Source organism: Candidatus Methanoperedens nitratireducens (genome assembly GCF_000685155.1).
Lineage (GTDB): Archaea > Halobacteriota > Methanosarcinia > Methanosarcinales > Methanoperedenaceae > Methanoperedens > Methanoperedens nitratireducens.
In genome coordinates this window covers 200,131-218,679 of the sequence record NZ_JMIY01000005.1, presented here as the reverse complement: position 1 = coordinate 218,679, position 18,549 = coordinate 200,131, and the positions used below count along the sequence as shown (strand labels likewise).

The window sequence follows — 18,549 nt, the reverse complement described above, 5'->3', positions numbered from 1 at the left end:
GTTGTCATTACCCCACATTACCCTACATTGTAATTCTTCTACTTTTCGGATAGGCTCTTAATGCAAGTGACTACTGCCAAAGGGAAGTGACAGAGAATATGGCTGAAAAGCAATACAAGTGTAATATGTGTGGTGCTACATTTAAATCTGAATCAGAGCTAATGGAGCATGCGAAGAAAGAACACAAAAAGTCAAAATAAGCAGAGAAGAGTGATTGTTTAATTAAAATCGCACTCTGGCGGGAGAAATGAGATTCTGTAGAACGGATTTAGGTGCGCTACAAATGGGACAGACCCAATTTGGTGGTAATTCGCTGAATTTTTTTCCTTCATCATAGATATAATTGCATACGGTGCATCGGAATTTTGCCATATTATTTCCCCTGTTCAAGCATTAGGAGTAAAAGAGTATATATATATTGTCCATCTTTGTTCTCCTTGCAATAATAGAATAATTTATATGTTGTCTCAACAAATATGGAACTGGGAGTTGAAATTATGCTAGAATCAAAAAACATTGGATACATCATATATTATGAACTTTGACTACATCATTGTTGGTGCAGGAGTCATAGGAAGCTCCATTGCTTATTACTTGAAAAGTGCACTGCAGGATAGTAAGATACTTCTCCTTGACAAAAATCACAGTGCAGGTGCGGGTAATACAGCAAGGAGTGCAGCACTTTACCGGAACTTTTTTTCGTCCCACACCAGTCGAGTGCTGGCAGGCAGTTCGATCAGGTATTATCTTGAGCTGGGGGATAAAGTCCAGCTCGATCCCATAGGTTATCTCTGGCTTTTTTCGGAAGAACAATGGGCTGACTCTCAAAATGGTATCCAGCAGCTTGACCCGATAAAGGATAAATTTGAAGTTCTGGACAGGGCAGCAATATCAGACATTCTCAGGCTAAACCATAAAGCAAAAGCTCCTTTCCCTGATGTATATGCTGGGATTTATTGTCATCTGTGCGGTTCAATCTCTGGAATGGCGCTTGCCCAGCACTATGCCTCTGAGTTTAAATCCATAGGCGGAGATGTCAGTTTCGATACAGACATCAAGTCCTTTATTTTGACTGGACAGAACAGCCGCTATGCCCCCTGGGACGAAGTTAAGGTCAGCGGGATTGTGGACCAAGAAAGCAATACCTACCATGGAACACAGTTCGTCATAGCAACTGGAGCATGGATCCATGATCTACTCGCTCCCATTGGTATTGTTTCAGGCATACTTCCCAAAAAGCGGCAGCTTTTCGGCCTTACCATAAAAGACCCAGCCCAACTCTTAATGAATCATAATTCAACAAAAAAACCTGCTGTCATCCTTCCAGCAGGAGGGGTTTACATAAAGCCCATACTGGATAAAAATATTCTTATTGTGGGCTGCGCCGACGATCTGGGTCAACCATACTTGATGTCCGATCCTGAACCTGATCCACTTTATTTTCATAGCGCAATCGAGCCTGTTTTAAACCATTATTTCCCAGAGCTTAAGAATTACAAGTTATCCCTCAAATGGGCAGGATATTATGATTATCACTGGCCAGACATGACCCCGGTTATCGAGTCAGTGGCTAACCTTACATGGGTCGGTGGAACTTCAGGAAGCGGTATAATGAAAGCCGATGCCATAGGTCGAATTGCAGCTGCAAGATTGCAGGGTCATGAGGAAGCGATTCTTGCAGATGGAGTAAAGTTCAAGGTATCCAAACTTTCATTGCGTGATAGAGAGGTTGAAAAGGAAGAGTTAATCATCTGAATAAGCTGCTAGAGCGATAATTTAATCCAATATAAAACATAACGATTTGAATAAAAAGGATGAAAAACAATGGCAACACCAAAGATGCTCTATGTATCTGAGCAAACCCCACATGGTCCGCATACGCTGGATATTTATTCTCGCCTGCTGGATGACCAGATAATATTTCTCACAGGTGAAATCAATGAGGATACAGCAGAAAGTATCATCGCCCAGCTTCTTTATTTAGAGGCAAAAGACTTCGAAGGTAACATTCGTATTTGCATAAACAGCCCTGGAGGACTGGTTACCGCTGGTCTTGCTATATACGACACCATGCAGTGCATAAAATGCAGTATCGAAACCATCTGCCTTGGGCAGGCCGCCTCGATGGCTGCGGTTTTACTGGCAGCAGGTACCAAGGGAAAAAGGATGGCATATCCTAACGCACGGGTGATGATACACCAGCCCCTTGGCGGCGCACAGGGACAGGCATCGGATATCGCTATCCAGGCAAAAGAGATGGCAAGGGTCAAAGAACATCTCAACGAAATCTTAGTCCATCACACGGGGCAGCCCATGGAGGTCATTGAGAAAGATACGGACAGGGACTTCTTCCTGACCGCAGAGGAAGCAGTGGAGTACGGTTTGATAGATGGAATAATGAGGGCTGGAGAAGGAGTAGTAAAAGCGAATAAAAGGATATGAGTGCATACATGAATCCATTCGGGTCTAAAGATTTTATTGGTACTGATAGGAGTCGTATTACCCTCTACCGCCTCAGCAGACTTGAGGAGATAGGCTTAGGGAACATCTCCCGTTTTCCATACTCTATCAAGATATTGCTTGAAGCTCTCCTCCGGCATGTGGATGAGCGAATTGTTACCGAAGAGGATGTTGAATCCTTAGCCAGATGGGATCCAAAAAATAGAGTTGAGCGCGAGATACCTTTTATTCCAGCAAGGGTGCTTCTGCAGGATTTCACTGGAGTTCCTGCAGTGGTCGACCTGGCTGCCATGAGGTCGGCTGTAGAGAGGCTGGGAGGCGACCCGGCAAGGATTAATCCTGTTATACCCGCAGACCTGGTTATTGACCATTCCATACAGGTAGATTATTACGGCACCTCATACGCCAGAGCTTATAATGAGAAAAAAGAATTTGAACGAAACCGCGAGAGGTATGCTGTTCTTCGATGGGGTCAAAAGGCTTTTGATAACTTTCGCGTTATTCCGCCGGGGAGAGGAATAGTCCATCAGATAAATCTTGAGTATCTTGCATCGGTAGTCCATGTCAAAAAAGTGAACAGTGAACTTATCGCCTTTCCAGATACCCTTGTCGGGATGGATTCTCATACCACGATGATAAATAGCTTGGGAGTGCTGGGATGGGGTGTTGGAGGGATAGAAGCAGAAGCGGTTATGCTCGGCCAGCCGTATCACATGCCGGTTCCCGAGGTTGTGGGATTCAAGCTTTACGGTGAATTGAAGGAGGGAGTAACAGCCACCGATCTCGTTCTTACCATTACCCAGATGTTAAGGAAACATAACGTTGTGGGCAAATTCGTCGAATTCTATGGACAGGGTTTGAGCACATTGAGCCTGCCCGACCGGGCTACTATATCCAATATGGCTCCTGAATACGGTGCTACTGTGGGGTTCTTTCCCATCGATGATGAAACATTGAAATATCTCCTGATGACGGGAAGAAAAAGGGAACACGTTGATCTGGTTAAATTATATGCAATGGAGCAGGGTCTTTTCCGCACCGATGAAAGTCCCGAACCCCTGTTCAGCGAGACATTGGAACTTGACATGAGCACCGTTGAACCAAGCCTCGCAGGACCGAAACGACCTCAGGATCGCATACCTCTTGATGAAATGGAAGCAAGTTTCCATAATGCCATGGAGGAGACATTTCTCCGGGAAAAAACTAAAGTGGAAGCGGATCATGAATATCACCGCTGGCTGGGAGAGGGCGGAAGCTTCAGGGTCGAGCATAAACATACTGGCGGGGAAGAGCCTGCCGCAAAATATGAGATGAAAGTTCCGGTAAAAAGCGGTTCGATAGTAATAGCAGCCATAACCTCATGCACCAACACTTCAAACCCGTCTGTTATGATAGGGGCGGGTCTTCTGGCAAGAAACGCTGTAGAGCGCGGACTCAAGGTCAAACCTTATGTTAAAACGAGCCTTGCCCCGGGTTCGCGTGTTGTCAGCGAATATCTTGTGAACTCAGGTCTCATGCCCTATCTTGAAGCTCTGGGATTCCACCTCGTGGGATACGGATGCACGACCTGCATAGGCAATAGCGGCCCAATTCCGGAAAATGTTGCTAAGGCGATGAAAGAGAATAATCTGATAGTCACTGCGGTCTTAAGTGGAAACCGCAATTTTGAGGGCAGGATTAACCCGATCGTCAAAGCAAATTACCTTGCTTCACCTCCGTTAGTTGTAGCGTATGCAATATCGGGTACGGTAGATATTGATCTTAAAACGGAACCTATCGGATACGACCCTAATAGCAAACCTGTATATTTAAAAGATATCTGGCCCGGGCATGAGGAAATCCAGCAGGTTATAAAAAATACTATCAGCCCCCGGTTGTTTGAAAAACAGTATTCAGTTGTATCCAGCGGTACAGAGCTATGGGAGAATCTCAAAGTCCCTTCAGGCGAACTCTATAAATGGGACAACGAATCGACCTATATTCAGGAACCTCCTTTCTTCAGGGATTTCCCGATAAAGCCTCCTGAAAAGGGCGACTTGAGGGATCTCAGGATACTTGTATACCTGGGAGATAGCATCACAACGGACCACATTTCTCCAGCTGGGGAATTTTCTCAAGACAGTCTTGCAGGCCAGTATCTGATATCCCAAGGAGTAGCTCATCTGGATTTCAATTCCTATGGATCAAGAAGGGGGAATCATGAGGTCATGATGCGGGGAACATTCGCAAATATAAATCTTCGAAACAAACTGGTTCCTGATAAAGAAGGAGGCTGGACACGTTATTTCCCTGGTGGAAAAGAGATGACCATTTACGATGCAGCAATGCTTTACAAAAAGAATGGTATTCCTCTTGCTATCATTGCGGGAAAGGAATACGGCACAGGGAGTTCCCGCGATTGGGCTGCCAAGGGTACATGTCTTCTTGGGGTCAGCGCGGTAATAGCTGAATCGTTTGAGCGTATCCACAGGAGCAACCTTGTAGGAATGGGCGTTCTGCCGCTGCAGTTCATGAAAGGGGAGAAAGCAGATACGCTGGGCATTAATGGAGATGAGGTACTAAATATCCTGGGTACAAGTAACATAGAGCCTGGGGGAGAGCTGCGCGTGGTTGCAAAAGGTGAAAATGGAAAAGAAGAGATTTTTAATGTCATAGCAAGACTGGACGCGCCGATTGAAGTGGAATTTTATAGAAATGGCGGCATACTGCATACATTCCTCAGAAATATATTAGGTAATAAAAGGAGATGAAAACCATGAAAAAGATTGTCTCTATTAACCCTGCCACAGAAAAGATAAATAGGGAATTTGAGCTTTATTCGCAAGAAAGGATTAACGAAGCGGTTAGAAAGTCCATGACTGCCTTTTCAGGATGGAAGAATCTGGATATCTCTGATAGAGCAGAATATCTTTTGAATGCTGCGAAGGTGTTGCGAAGACGGAAGGCGGAACTTGGCGAAATCATCACAATCGAAATGGGTAAACCCATAAAAGAGTCAATACCCGAGGTTGAAAAATGCGCCTGGGCTCTTGAGTACTTCGCGGAGAATGCAAAGAGGTTTTTAGAACCTGAAATCGTGGAAACGGATGCAAAGAAAGCATATGTCTCATTTGAGCCGCGGGGAACGATACTCTGCATCATGCCATGGAACTTTCCATTCTGGCAGGCACTGCGTTTTGCCGCCCCTGCCCTATCTGGCGGGAACGTTGTATTACTCAAACATTCAAGCTACGTCCCCTTATGTGCATTGGAACTTGAAAATGTTTTTTTAGAGGCAGGTTTTTCCGAAGGGATCTTCCAGACGTTACTGATCGATGGATCAACTGCATCATCGCTTATAAAGAGAAAGGAGATTGATGCAGTATCCTTAACAGGGAGCGTTTCCGCAGGACAGAAGGTGGCAGAGGTTTGCGGGCAGAACATGAAAAAGTTCGTCCTCGAACTTGGGGGAAGCGATCCTTTCATTGTACTTGCGGATGCCGATATAGAAAAGGCTGCAAAGATAGGAGTGGCAAGCAGGTTTCTCGATGCAGGTCAGAGTTGTATCGCTGCTAAACGCTTCATCGTCGAAGAAAGTATAGCTGAAGAGTTTACCTCAAAATTTGTTGAGCATGCTTCTAACCTCAAAGTAGGGGACCCTATGGATCCGGATACGGACATTGGCCCGCTTGTGAGGGAGGAGCAGATAGAACTTCTTGAAGAGCAGGTGAAGGATGCCTTATCCAGAGGTGCAAAAGCTCTGCTTGAAGGAGGAATACTTAAAAGGAATGGGTTCTTTTATTCTCCCGTAGTCCTTACTGATGTGACTCAGGAAATGAAGGTGTTGAAGGAGGAGACATTTGGTCCTTTAGCGCCTGTAATTCCGGTGAAAGACGAGTCTGAAGCTATAAAGGTAGCCAACGAATCTGAGCTGGGTCTTGGGGCGAGTATATGGAGCGAGGACAGGGAGAAGGCGCTTTTGCTGTCAAGGGAACTTGAAGTAGGAGTTGTTGTTATAAATTCGCTGGTCAAATCCGACCCGCGCCTTCCTTTTGGAGGAGTAAAGAAGAGCGGTATTGGAAGAGAACTCTCTAAATTCGGGCTCTACGAGTTCATGAATATCAAATCTATATCGGTGTACTGAAATGAAAGGCAGCGACCTTTTCGTAAGATGCCTTGAAAACGAAGGTGTAGAGTACATATTTGGCGTCCCTGGAGAGGAGGTATTGGATATACTGGATTCCCTTTCAAGGTCAAAGATAAAATTCATTGTTACAAGGCACGAGCATGGGGCAGCCTTTATGGCAGATGTCTATGGCAGGGTTACGCACACTCCGGGTGTTTGCCTTTCTACGCTTGGTCCTGGGGCGACAAACCTTATAACAGGCGTGGCAGACGCATATCTCGACAGGGTGCCTCTGGTAGCGATAACAGGGCAGGCAGACCAGGAAAAAACTCACAAGGAAGTACATCAATACATCGACATAGTGGGTTCTTTCAGACACGTCACCACCTGGAACACGACCATCAAGCGTGCTGACTTTATACCTGAGATCGTGAGGAAGGCATTTGATATAGCCGCTGACGCGCCTGGAGCAGTGCATATAGAGCTACCTGAGGATGTGGCGGAGGAGGATACAGGTAAAGTACCTCTTCAGAGGAAAGGTAAAGGTCATATCAGTTCGCCAGGAGAAGAGGAATTGAAAAGAGTGGCAGGTTTTATAAAAAATGCTTCAATGCCCATAATCCTGGCAGGCAATGGAGTTCTAAGGGAGGAAGCTTCCCCGGAGCTTAAAGAGTTCGTAGACAGAACGGGTATACCTGTTGCCACCACTTTCATGGGGAAAGGGGCGATACCTGCGGACAGCCACCTCTACTTAGGCTCTGTAGGTATTCAGGAAAAGGATTATATCATTTGCGGCATTGACGTTGCTGACCTTGTAATCTGTATTGGATTTGATCCGGTAGAGTACAGCCCGCGATTCTGGAACCCGGGCGCTTCAAAAAATATAGTCCATATCCATTCTAATCATCCAGTAGTGGATTCCAGCTACCTGCCCGAGTTTATTCTAATCGGAAGCATCAAGGAAACACTTAAGCATTTAGTAACTTGTTGCAACTTTAAAAAAGAAATACCAGAATACTTCATAAAGCTTAAGGGAATAATCGAAGGCGAACTCGAATCCTTCAGGGATGACACGAGTTTTCCGATGAAGCCCCAGAAGATATTATATGATATACGGAAGTGTCTTTCCAGGGGTGACATCCTTATCAGTGACGTGGGCGCCCACAAGCTCTGGATAGGAAGGCTCTTTCCTGCATACGAACCCAACACGGTTATAATCTCCAACGGTTTAGCTTCCATGGGTTTTGCTTTACCGGGCGCTATTGCGGCAAACCTTGTTCTCACCGAGAAGAAAGTGGTTGCTGCAGTGGGCGACGGTGGTTTTATGATGAACGTTCAGGAGCTTGAAACCGCCAGGAGGCTTGGGTGCAGTTTTGTCGTGATTATCTTTAACGACTCAAAATACGGGTCTATAGACTGGAAGGCAAGAATAAAATTCAATAAGAGCTTTGGGGTTGAGTTTTCAAACCCTGACTTCGTCGAACTTGCGGAAAGTTTTGGAGCAAATGGGGTCAGGATAGAAAGGGAGGAGGAGTTTGCCCCGCTGCTAAAAAAAGCACTTGAAGATGGCGGAATATGGGTTTTTGATGTTAAGGTTGATTACTCTGAGAACATGAAACTTTCTTGGAAGTTGAAAGGGGATGTATGTAAATTTTAGGCGTATTCCCGTTCCTCTATGGGCACGTACTTACATCCTTCATTTCCACAGTATCTTCCAATATACTCTGCTTCCGGTCTATACAGGACTGCTTTAGGCTGCGCTTCTGCAAATTTTTCCTCTAAAATATGCGTGCACCACCCTGCTATTCTTGAAACTGCAAAGAGAGGGGTAAAAAGCTCAGGGCCAATTCCCATCATGCAGTAGATGGACGGGCTGTAGAAATCTACATTTGGATAGATATCTTTTCCTTTTCGTTTTTTAAACTCTACCATTACTACATTCTCGATCTTTCTTGATAGCTCGAACCATTTTGTATTCCCGGTTCTTTCCGCCAGTCTTTCTGAAATGCCTGAGAGAATCTGGGCACGCGGATCCACAGTCTTATAGACCGCATGACCCATACCCATGATCTTTTTTCCCGCGTCTAATCTTGCTTTTACCCATTCCTCTACCTCATCAGTTTTATCAATTTCACAAATCATTTTCATCACTTGTGTATTGGCGCCGCCATGAAGTTCGCCTGAAAGCGCGCCCAGTGCAGCGCCAACGCATGCATACATATCTGCCCGGGTTGATGCCACTACCCTTGCAGCAAACGTGGAAGCGTTAAAGGAATGTTCAGCATGTAGAACGAGGCAGGTATCAAAATCCCTGGCAGTCTGTACATCTGGCACATTTCCTGTCAGCATGTACAGAAAATTTGCAGCATGCCCCAGTCTTTCATCTGGCTTTTTTATATCAAGATTCTTTCTGATCCTGTCCAAGTAAGCGACCAGCGTCACCATTTTGGCAATAAGTTTTATCGATGTTTTTATGCAGGACACTTTTGTTCCGGCTCTTGACTCGATATCAAAATCTGCAAGCATTGGGATTACAGATTGGAGTACATCCATGGTGTTAGCTGTTTTTTTCCTCTTCTTCAGATGCCGGATTATCCCCGCTGGAAGCTGTCTTTCAGAAGCCAGCGTTTCCTTGAATATTTCTAACTCTTTCCTGGCTGGAAGGGTTTCATAGAGAAGCAAATAGACAGTTTCTTCAAAACTTGAATACCGGGCTAACTCCTGTATGTCGTATCCCCTGTAAATCAGTTTGCCCTTTTCACCATCTATAGCACATATTTTTGTATCGGCTACCTTGATTCCCCGCAATCCTATATCTTTAGCCATGTTGTTCAAATAATATCATATTCCAGCCTGTTCTTTACCAGAACCCTTAGTGCAATAGTAATCCCATCGCAGACCCATATTCTCATAAACCGGGCAACCCGGACAGATACAGCCTTTCTCTTCTTTTATTATTTTACTTTTTCCTGTTGCACAGAATAATAATTTCTTTTCTCCCGTACCAACATAAGTAGGGCAGTCGGCACAGATGCACATCTTCGTAAGTTCCCCCACTTTTGCTTCTCTTTCTTCAGGAGACATCTTACTCATTGCTTCCATATTCTGTTTAAAAGTCATTTTTTGCTGTCGCATATTTTCACCCCGATTATTTATCCTGATAGCAAAATAAACAACCCTAACCTATTTAAGTATAATGATTCTATTGTTTACCTTTTTTGCTTTCGATTATGCGTTTCTTGATCTGGGCAATCTGTTTTGTGACAGGTATTTCCTTGGGACACACTTTTGTGCACCACCACCTGGTCTGGCAGCCCCATGCCCCATCCTTATTATCCAGCAGAGATATCCTCTCCACAGCACCCTCGTCCCTTGAATCGAAGAGATACCGGAAGGCTCTGACGAGAGCAGCGGGGCCGATATAGGTTTCTGTCTCCTTTGCCTGATTTATTGGGCATGAGGAAGTACAGCAGGCGCAGAGTATGCAGCGGATGGCATCCTCAAATATTTTGTGCTCCTCAATGGACTGGAGCCGTTCCTTGTCTGGTGGAGGAGAGTTTGTGATAAGATAAGGTTTGACTGAATTGTATTTTTCAAAGAACGGCACCTGATCAACAACCAGGTCCCTGACCACTCTGAACACCTGCAGGGGCTCGATAAGAATCTCCTCATTCTCTTTAAAATCTTTAACTAACTTCTGGCACGCCAGTGCGCTTGTGCCATTGATTCTCATCCCATCAGAACCGCAAACACCATGACCACAGGACATGCGAAAAGACAGTGTTGGATCCTGTTCCCAGCGAATCCTGTTGAGACAATCCAGAATCCGATCCGCTGGGTTTGCCTGTATCTCATAAGCCTGATAGTAAGGCTTTTCATCCTTCTTTGGGTCGTAACGAAAAATCTTGAATTTCAGTAACATCAGTAGTTCCTCGGTTGTGGTTTGAATCGTGTGATCTTAACTGGCTTATACCTCACATCAGGTTTCTCGTTGAGAAAAACCAGTGTATGTTTAAGATAATTAGTGTCATCCCTTTCCGGGAAATCATCCCGGAAGTGTGCTCCACGGCTCTCCTTCCGGTTAAGAGCGCTCAAGAGTATCACCTCTGCAAGCTCAAGTTGATGTCCCAGTTCTATCGCTTCCATCAATTCGTAATTGTAAGAAGGCCCCTTATTTTCGATATTAATATCCCTGTAGCGTTCTTTCAGGGACCGGGTCTCCTCAATACCTTTCTTAAGACCCCCCTCATTCCGGAAGACTGAACAACGATCCATCATCAAGGACTGCATCATTCGCCTGATATCATCGATTTTTTCTTTGCCCTTATGGTCCAACAAACCATCAATTTTAGCCTGAACCATTTTTAATGGTTCGTAGGAAATGGTGGAAGTTCCGGATTCCGAGATATATTGCTTCATTGCTATCCCGCTTCTCCTCCCGAATACCAGCAAATCCAGGAGGGAATTGCAACCGAGCCTGTTCCCGCCGTGGACAGACACGCAGGCACATTCTCCTGCAGCGAATAAACCCTGAACGACCGTGCCTTTCTCGTCAATGAAAACCCTGCCTTCTGAATCCGTGGGGATACCTCCCATGATATAATGGATGGTGGGCAGGACAGGAATGGGGTCTTTTACCGGGTCAATACCCAGATAAATCCTCACAAAAGAGGTAATTTCCCATAGTTTCTCCATGATCCTTTCCTCACCGAGATGCATCAGGTCAAGATGAACGTAATCCCTATCAAAACCCCTACCTTCCTTGACTTCGGTCAGAATGGAACGGGAAACAATATCTCTTGGTGCAAGGTCTTTTACAGTGGGTGCATATCGCTCCATAAACCGTTCTCCCATCTTATTCCTTAAAATCCCTCCTTCTCCTCTTGCCGCTTCGCTTACAAGGATACCGAGTGGATAAAGTCCGGTGGGATGGATCTGGATAAATTCCATATCCTGAAGAGGAATACCCGATTGATATGCCAGACCAAAACCGTCTCCAGTCGAAGCAAAGCCGTTGGAAGTGGTTTTATATATCTTACCGCATCCGCCAGTAGCAAGAAGAACTGCTCTGGCAGCAATGAGATTTAGCTCTCCTGAGGAAAGATCGTATGTAACAACCCCCATACATTTCCCTTCTTCAAAGACAAGCGAAAGAACGTACTGTTCCTGGTAGAATTTCACATTTTTTCGCAGGCACTGGTCAAATAACGTATCAAGAACGACCCTTCCTGTTCGGTCAGATGCATGACATGCTCTTTTCACGGGTCTTTTGCCATAATCCTGTGTATGTCCTCCAAAGTTGCGCTGGGCTATCTTTCCTGCAGCATTGCGGCTGAATGGAACGCCCATATGTTCCAGTTCATATATCACCCGGGGAGCATCCCTTACCATGATCTCAACAGCATCCTGGTCAGCAAGGTAATCGCTTCCTTTGACAGTATCGAACATGTGCCATTCCCAGTTATCTTCTTCTTCATTGCCAAGCGAAGCGGCAATTCCTCCTTGTGCTGCGCCTGAATGGGAGCGCGTGGGCAAAACCTTACTCACAACAGCGACATCCGCTCTATCCACACACTCAACTGCAGCCCGAAGCCCTGCTAAGCCAGCGCCTACAATAATGATATCGTGCTGGAAGTTCATGTATATCCCCATTTTACTCTGGGCCTAAAGACACTCACCAGATGACATTTAGAAGCTAACAATAAGATAAATAGTTAACTGAGATTTGATACTGTGATGTATCCCAGAATTAGTTCATCTTATCTCTTACATTTATTAACCTTGGCAGAAAATAGTCTGCATTCACTGCTCCTGGAATTCTTTCAAGCACGTTACCGCTGGCATCGAGAAAGAGCATGTGAGGGGGGAAACTCACACCATACCTGCGCGCTACTTCCTTGTCAATATCCAGATCCATAGCCACGAGAATGTAATCCTCTCTAAGAATACTGTTTACCTCCGGGTTTCTCAGGGTTTCTGACTCGAACTGCTTGCAGAACTGGCACCATACTGCCCAGAAATATGCCATCACAGGCTTATCTTCCTGCTGTGCAGCCTGCAGTCCCTTATCAAGGGATTTTGACCATGTCAGGCCACCAAGATAAGTATTGTTTGTATCGCTGAGCTTGAAATCCGTGAGAGAAATATTGTAAGAGATGTATGCAAAGGATATGATCAATACCATCACAAGGATCGAAATCAGTTTTTTTGTTCTCATATGTATCTCCTGGATTGAATCTCCTGATTTTAACTATCGTTTTCTTTTACCATAAATACCATATGCCATGTTATGACTGATTTACTCAATTTATCAGGCTTGCGTTCTTTTGAAGGAGTCCTGTGAATATTGCAACCTTAAAGGTCATGTTTGTGTATTAAAATGTAGTTTGTACATTTTTATGACGACTAAGTATATGTGAATAACTGAATTATATGGTTTTAAGGTGAAAAAATGCCGGTATGGAAATACACGAACAAAAACGTAACAAAAGAAGAGGTTGAAAAATCGTTAACTGCAGTAAAAAGCGCATGCTTCAGTTGTGAAACACACGGTGACGGCTGTCCTATATCAAAAACAGCTGGCGAGATAAAAGGAATGATGGAGCTGAAAAAAAGATAGATTTTCCGGCGGTGTATAATATGAGAGTGCTTGGAGTGAGCGGAAGTCCGACAAAAGACAGTAATACAGATGCGTTAGTAAAAGCTATTCTTGAAGCAACAGGAGCAGAGACCGAATTTATCAAACTTTCTGAAATAAAAGTAGGTCCCTGCATCGCATGTATGAAATGCGTTTATACGAACGAATGTGTCCTCAAAGACGATTTCAAGTGGCTTTCCAAAAAAGTGATGGAGGCTGATGCCATCGTGGTAGGATCACCCACATACTACGGCTCAGCTAGCGCTTTTATGAAGGCATTCATAGAGAGGCTTTATTCAAAAAGACACATAAAACTCCTGATGCGCGGAAAAATCGCAGCAACGGTGGCTGTAGGAGTGGCTGCTGAAAAGATGGTAGCTGAGTGGATGGGAAATGCCCTTCGCGCCGGAGGCATGGAGATAGTTGGAAGTATGACGGCTAAAGGGACACCGTGCTGCTTTGTATGCGGGCCAGGAGAGACTTGCGATTATACTGTCTGGAATGCCTATTCAAAAGAACTGACCGGAATTGACTTCGGGGTTGGTGAAGCGTATAAGGAGTATCTTGAGGTCCTGCCCGATAATGTACCTTATGCACGTGGCTCTGCTAAATTTCTGAAAAGCTACAGGTCGGTAAAGGATGAGCCTCCGGTGATAGCAGAGGCGGAGAAAATTGGAAAGATGATCAGAGAGAGAATAGAGAGCGGTAGGTGATTATATGCAGGTGCTTGGAATAAGCGGAAGCCCGGTTAAAAACAGCAATACCGACAGGCTGGTTAAAACTGTGCTTGAAGCCACGGGTCTTGATCACGAATTCATCAAGCTTTCGGAATATGATATCCATCCATGCAGAGCATGCCTTGGCTGTGCTAAGGACAACACTTGCAAGCAGCAGGACGACTGGCACATCATCGAGAATAAAATCAAAGAGTGTGCTGCTCTTGTTATTGGCGGCTATCCTACCTATGGTACTCTTGACTCAAGAACAAAGATGCTGACCGAACGGATGTACTCCATGCATCATCAAAAGATGCTAAATAAAGATAAAATCGGAGCAGCAGTAGCAGTCGGGGTTGGAAGAGGAATACCAAGCGTGGATAATGTGGCAGATCAGATTGCCTCTTTCATGGAAATGGAAGGATTTAGCGTCATCGGCAAGATCAGCGGAACCGGGAACGTTTCATGTCTTTCCTGCGGTTATGGAGGTACCTGCAAGATAAGTGCAGTTCCGTTATTGTTCGGTAAGGGAGCCGTGCCATCAAGAGATAAATACATGGCGATAGAAGATCAGAATTATGTCATTGAGAAAGCAAATGAGATGGGGCATAAAATAAGGGATATGCTTGTAAATATTTCTTAGCACTTATTTAGCTTTGACTCCCTGGTCACCTAACGATCGGCATATTTACCTGATCTCTTGTTCCGAATATTCCCGCGCTCGGTCAGAAGATCCTGAGATAACCGATTATCTTTTCTAATGTAAGCAGCAAAGCCCTGGGAAATTATATATCCTCTGGATACCAACAATTCTCTAAGGAATTGAGGGGGTAATATATAATGACAGGTGTAAAGCTTTATGAAGAATTGAAAGGCATCAGGGGAAAAGATGGGTATCCTGATAAAGAACTTGAAGAATACTTAGTGAACAAGATTTTTCCTAAGACCGCTCTGGAGTTAACCCTGGGACTTTCCAACGTTACAGCAGGATTCTATGGATTTGCTTTAAAACATGTAGGCCAGCAGTGCGGCTGGGATAAGGTGGATTCAATCTCAAAATCGGTTTTCAGAGAGTTAGGTCAATTAAAGACTAAAGAGTTGCATGAAAGTGGCATAGAGATCCCGAAGGATACCAGGGCACTTGCTGTAGTATTTATTGCAGCGGTTTATAACGCCAGTCCAGAGTATAACTTTGAATTCCAGAAGTACACCCCGGAAGAGACCATAATGAGAATCCTTGGGGCATCAAGATATTTTCGGATTGCCAGGAAATTGGGTATTGAGGCACATATTTCCTGGCCTGTTCTGGTACCTTTCTTTGAAGGAATTGCTCAACAGACAGGCATAGAATGTAAAGTTGAAATTGAAACCAGAAAGCTTGAGGATGATGGGAGATGTGATTGTTTGGCCAGATTTACTTTGATCTGATAATTTGAGAAGTTGGAATTAGTGGATGAGTTCAAATATACCAAAAGCTATTTATTTGGATTAATTCAATCATCTAGTTAGGAGTGACGGGATGAAAGTTAGTGAAATAATGACAAAACTAAAAGGAGGTGACATAGGATATGGCTCCTGAACAATACAAGTGCCAGATGTGCGGTGCTACATTTGGTTCCGAACCGGAGTTAAAGGAACATGCAGAGAAAGAACACAAGAAAAAATCTTAAACATAGATGTAGCCGAACTATAGTGGAACAGTGGGGTGAAGCTGGATCTTACGGGTTGAAAAGCAATGGCCTATCCATGACAAACCACATGGAGAACCAGCATCTACCCTTTCTGAAGCTTAAGTCCGATCTGTATAATAATAGACCTTTCTCTCGATGGGGGTTATATAATGAAAAAGTACGATATGATCATAGTAGGGACTGGCTCTGCAATGAACTTTGTTGGACCGGTACTGGAAAGCAATCCGAACGCAAAGATCGCGGTTATTGATAAAGATGAGCCTGGAGGTATATGCCTTACAAGGGCATGCATACCCTCTAAATTGCTCATCTATCCTGCAGACCTGGTGAGGTTAATAGAAAATGTAGAGAAGTTTGGCATTGATGTGGAATTAAAGAGCATTGATTTCAAGTGGATAATGGAAAGAATGAGGAGCAAAATCTCTGAAGAGATAAATAAGATAAGCAAGGGGCTGGAAAGCAGTCCGAACGTAGATTATTATCAGGATATTGCAGAGTTCATTGCTCCCTACACGATGAAGGTAGGTGATGAGACTATCACCTCAAAATTGATACTCCTCGGAGCTGGTTCAAAGCCCATGATACCGCCTGTAAAGGGGCTGAGTGATGTGGGTTATCAAACAAGCGATACACTATTGAGAATGACCGAGCTTCCAGAGAGCATGGCTATTATGGGAGGCGGATTCATTGCAGCAGAGTACGGACATTTCTTCTCAACCATGGGCTCAAAGGTGACCATAATCGGGCGAAATCCCAGGTTCCTGCCTGATGAGGAACCAGAGATCTCAGAACTGGCAAAGAGAGAGATGTCCGAGCATATGGATATTATCACAAATCATGAGGTTGTTGAGGTGCAGGACTCTGGCGATGGAAAGAAAAAAGTCATTGCACAGGACAGGAGTAGCGGTAAAAAGATGGATCTAACTGTTGATGAGATCCTTGTTGCCACAGGGAGGGCTTCGAACAGCGATATACTGCATCCTGAGAGAGGCGGGATAGAAACAGACAGGAAAGGATGGATTGCTGTAAATGAATACTTTGAGACATCACAGCCGAATGTCTGGGCTTTTGGAGATGCGGATGGAAAATACCTTTTCACGCATGTGGCAAACTTTGAGGCCCGTACTGTTTATTACAATGCATTTCAGAATAAAAAGATCAAGGCTAATTACCATGCCGTCCCACATGCGGTTTATTCGCATCCTGAGATAGCAGGTGTGGGAATGGGAGAGAAGGAGGCAGTTGAAAAATATGGAGAAAAGAATGTGCTAATAGGCTTCTACAGGTACCAGGATACCGCCAGGGGACAGTCAATGGAAGCGAAAGACGATTTTGTAAAGGTGATCGTGGAAAGGGGCACAAATAAGATCCTGGGCGCGCATATAATCGGTCCCTATGCTTCAATCCTTATTCAGGAGGTCGTAAACCTGATGTACACTCCACAGCAGAGCGCAAATCCAATCAGAGAGGGGATGCACATCCACCCTGCCCTGAGCGAGGTTGTGCAGAGGGCATTCAGCGCACTTATGCCGCCTGCACACTATCATCATGTTCTTGAGAGATTGAGATATACTTAACTTAAAGATGCAATCGCGAGGTGAGGAGATGACAAAGTATCAATGTACGGTCTGTAATTTTGTATACGACACAGAAAAAGAGAAGCCCAAAAAAATTAAACCTCTACCAGAGGACTGGGTATGTGTTTCGTGCGGTATATGTGGAAGGGATATATTTGTAGAAATAGAGTGAGAATAATAGAGGGGGTATCAGTATGATCAATACAAGCGAAAGAAAGGAAGCCAGGGAGTTATTAAGATCCTCTGAGGTAAGGAATCCGTTTCTTTTTCCATCTGCATTTAATATAGAGTATATAGATAAAATTATAGAAACTGTGAGGAAGAACGGAATAACTTTAAGTGATAACCTTAAATTTTTAGAAACAATTGAAAGAGTACAGATTGAGAGGCCATCATGGATTACGGATAATATAGTAAAGTTAGATCTGAACACGTTGAAATTGAGGGATTTTTCGAAGGGGGAAGATGGTATCAACATACTCATAGTGCCTCCCTATTCCGGTCATATCTCAACGATAGTCGACTTCGCCCCTGGACAGAGCCTTGTTGAAACACTCCTGAAGAACGGAATTAAAAAAGTATGTTCTATAGACTGGAAGAGTGCAACCGAGGAGACGAAACACTACGATATAGATAACTATCTGAGTGAATTGGATATCTGTGTTGATGAATTAGGCGGTCAGGTAAATCTCGTCGGCATGAGCCAGAGCGGATGGCTTATTGCCATGTACGCTGCAAGGTTCCCGAAAAAGGTGAATACACTTACTGTGGTGGGGGCTCCTATAGATACGGATACTGGAGAGAACAAAATTAAGGATTATGCGCACAAATATCCCATGGAGTTCTTTGATGGACTTGTAGCCATGGGAGGGGGGATCATGAGAGGTGATCTTGTGCTTGCTGGCTATAAAAGCATTCACCCTGAGGTACAATACTTAAAAAAGTATGTGAGCCTCTATATAGACATCAATAAACCACCATGTGTCAAGATGTTTGAAACCTTTGAGAGGTGGTATGAGCACACCATTGACCTTCCGGGCAAGTGGTACCTCCAGGTGGTCAAAGAGCTCTTCAAGGAGAACAGGTTTTTTAAGGGTGAGTTTGTCGGACTCGGGAAGAGGTTGAGCCTGGGTGATATAAAGTGTCCTGTGTATCTATTAGCAGGGGAGAGAGACGAATTAACTCCGAAAGAACAGGTATTCAATGCTGAAGAACGCCTCGGAACTGAGAAGAGCGAGATTGTAAAGGATATAGCTAACGGAGGCCACATCGGGCTTTTTATGGCCAGGGTGCCTCTCGCAGAGAACTGGCCAAAGATCATTGAATGGATAAAGGCGCATTCAGCAGGGTAAGGAAAAGCTCT

The 18,549-nt window shown here is 44.5% G+C and carries 20 protein-coding genes; 14 read left to right on the top strand and 6 right to left on the bottom strand.

Going from position 1 to position 18,549, the window contains the following annotated elements:
* Window positions 1-98: 98 nt before the first annotated feature.
* Complete coding sequence (locus ANME2D_RS19070; protein ID WP_394295708.1) at window positions 99-200, top strand: C2H2-type zinc finger protein; 102 nt, start codon at window positions 99-101, stop codon at window positions 198-200.
* 22 nt (window positions 201-222) lie between these two features.
* Here the strand turns inward: ANME2D_RS19070 and ANME2D_RS19065 are convergent, their stop codons facing one another.
* Window positions 223-372 carry a rubredoxin gene (locus ANME2D_RS19065; protein ID WP_081810245.1) on the bottom strand — a complete coding sequence of 50 codons (150 nt, stop codon included), beginning with the start codon at window positions 370-372 and terminating at the stop codon, window positions 223-225.
* Window positions 373-534: 162 nt separating this feature from the next.
* Here ANME2D_RS19065 and ANME2D_RS10940 point away from each other — a divergent pair, with 162 nt between their 5' ends.
* From ANME2D_RS10940 to ANME2D_RS10920, 5 genes are all read left to right on the top strand, one after another.
* Entirely contained in the window at window positions 535-1,755 is a 1,221-nt protein-coding gene (locus ANME2D_RS10940; protein ID WP_048091572.1) for an NAD(P)/FAD-dependent oxidoreductase, read from the top strand.
* A gap of 69 nt (window positions 1,756-1,824) precedes the next feature.
* The gene (locus ANME2D_RS10935; RefSeq protein WP_048091570.1) at window positions 1,825-2,442 is read left to right on the top strand and encodes an ATP-dependent Clp protease proteolytic subunit; all 618 of its coding nucleotides are present in this window, start codon (window positions 1,825-1,827) and stop codon (window positions 2,440-2,442) included.
* Window positions 2,439-5,210, top strand: a complete 2,772-nt coding sequence (acnA, locus tag ANME2D_RS10930) for an aconitate hydratase AcnA (RefSeq protein ID WP_048091568.1) — start codon at window positions 2,439-2,441, stop codon at window positions 5,208-5,210. The genes ANME2D_RS10935 and acnA overlap by 4 nt, the downstream gene beginning before the upstream one ends.
* A gap of 5 nt (window positions 5,211-5,215) precedes the next feature.
* Window positions 5,216-6,583 (top strand): NAD-dependent succinate-semialdehyde dehydrogenase, encoded by a 1,368-nt coding sequence (locus ANME2D_RS10925; protein ID WP_048091566.1) that lies wholly within the window; start codon window positions 5,216-5,218, stop codon window positions 6,581-6,583.
* Between the two features lies 1 nt (window position 6,584).
* Complete coding sequence (locus ANME2D_RS10920) at window positions 6,585-8,222, top strand: acetolactate synthase large subunit (RefSeq protein WP_048091564.1); 1,638 nt, start codon at window positions 6,585-6,587, stop codon at window positions 8,220-8,222.
* On the opposite strand, the gene ANME2D_RS10915 is transcribed toward ANME2D_RS10920, so the two are convergent.
* From ANME2D_RS10915 to ANME2D_RS10895, 5 genes are all read right to left on the bottom strand, one after another.
* Window positions 8,219-9,391: a citrate/2-methylcitrate synthase gene (locus ANME2D_RS10915; protein WP_048091562.1), complete on the bottom strand. Its 1,173-nt coding sequence runs from the start codon at window positions 9,389-9,391 to the stop codon at window positions 8,219-8,221. The two genes, ANME2D_RS10920 and ANME2D_RS10915, sit on opposite strands and share 4 nt — an antisense overlap.
* 15 nt (window positions 9,392-9,406) lie before the next feature.
* Window positions 9,407-9,700 carry a DUF2769 domain-containing protein gene (locus ANME2D_RS10910; protein WP_241763359.1) on the bottom strand — a complete coding sequence of 98 codons (294 nt, stop codon included), beginning with the start codon at window positions 9,698-9,700 and terminating at the stop codon, window positions 9,407-9,409.
* A 67-nt stretch (window positions 9,701-9,767) separates the two neighbouring features.
* Entirely contained in the window at window positions 9,768-10,487 is a 720-nt protein-coding gene (locus ANME2D_RS10905) for a succinate dehydrogenase/fumarate reductase iron-sulfur subunit (RefSeq protein ID WP_048091559.1), read from the bottom strand.
* Window positions 10,487-12,205, bottom strand: coding sequence for a succinate dehydrogenase flavoprotein subunit (gene sdhA, locus ANME2D_RS10900; protein WP_048091557.1), 1,719 nt, complete (start codon window positions 12,203-12,205; stop codon window positions 10,487-10,489). Before sdhA ends, ANME2D_RS10905 begins: the two co-directional genes overlap by 1 nt.
* Window positions 12,206-12,314: 109 nt before the next feature.
* On the bottom strand, window positions 12,315-12,782 hold the full coding sequence (locus ANME2D_RS10895) for a thioredoxin family protein (RefSeq protein ID WP_048091554.1): 468 nt from the start codon (window positions 12,780-12,782) through the stop codon (window positions 12,315-12,317).
* A gap of 234 nt (window positions 12,783-13,016) precedes the next feature.
* On the opposite strand from ANME2D_RS10895, the gene ANME2D_RS18060 reads away from it, so the two are divergent.
* From ANME2D_RS18060 to ANME2D_RS10870, 8 genes are all read left to right on the top strand, one after another.
* A complete protein-coding gene (locus ANME2D_RS18060) occupies window positions 13,017-13,184 on the top strand; it encodes a hypothetical protein (RefSeq protein ID WP_157834073.1) in 168 nt (55 codons plus the stop codon).
* A 20-nt stretch (window positions 13,185-13,204) separates the two neighbouring features.
* Complete coding sequence (locus ANME2D_RS10890) at window positions 13,205-13,915, top strand: flavodoxin family protein (protein ID WP_048091552.1); 711 nt, start codon at window positions 13,205-13,207, stop codon at window positions 13,913-13,915.
* A 4-nt stretch (window positions 13,916-13,919) separates the two neighbouring features.
* A complete protein-coding gene (locus ANME2D_RS10885) occupies window positions 13,920-14,561 on the top strand; it encodes a flavodoxin family protein (protein WP_048091550.1) in 642 nt (213 codons plus the stop codon).
* A 197-nt stretch (window positions 14,562-14,758) separates the two neighbouring features.
* Window positions 14,759-15,346 (top strand): hypothetical protein, encoded by a 588-nt coding sequence (locus ANME2D_RS10880; RefSeq protein ID WP_048091548.1) that lies wholly within the window; start codon window positions 14,759-14,761, stop codon window positions 15,344-15,346.
* A gap of 140 nt (window positions 15,347-15,486) precedes the next feature.
* Complete coding sequence (locus ANME2D_RS18710; protein WP_241763358.1) at window positions 15,487-15,588, top strand: C2H2-type zinc finger protein; 102 nt, start codon at window positions 15,487-15,489, stop codon at window positions 15,586-15,588.
* Between the two features lie 170 nt (window positions 15,589-15,758).
* Complete coding sequence (locus ANME2D_RS10875; RefSeq protein ID WP_048091546.1) at window positions 15,759-17,186, top strand: dihydrolipoyl dehydrogenase; 1,428 nt, start codon at window positions 15,759-15,761, stop codon at window positions 17,184-17,186.
* Between the two features lie 7 nt (window positions 17,187-17,193).
* Window positions 17,194-17,358 (top strand): rubredoxin, encoded by a 165-nt coding sequence (locus ANME2D_RS19060; protein ID WP_394295704.1) that lies wholly within the window; start codon window positions 17,194-17,196, stop codon window positions 17,356-17,358.
* A 22-nt stretch (window positions 17,359-17,380) separates the two neighbouring features.
* Window positions 17,381-18,538: an alpha/beta fold hydrolase gene (locus tag ANME2D_RS10870; protein WP_081810244.1), complete on the top strand. Its 1,158-nt coding sequence runs from the start codon at window positions 17,381-17,383 to the stop codon at window positions 18,536-18,538.
* The last annotated feature ends 11 nt before the right edge of the window (window positions 18,539-18,549 follow it).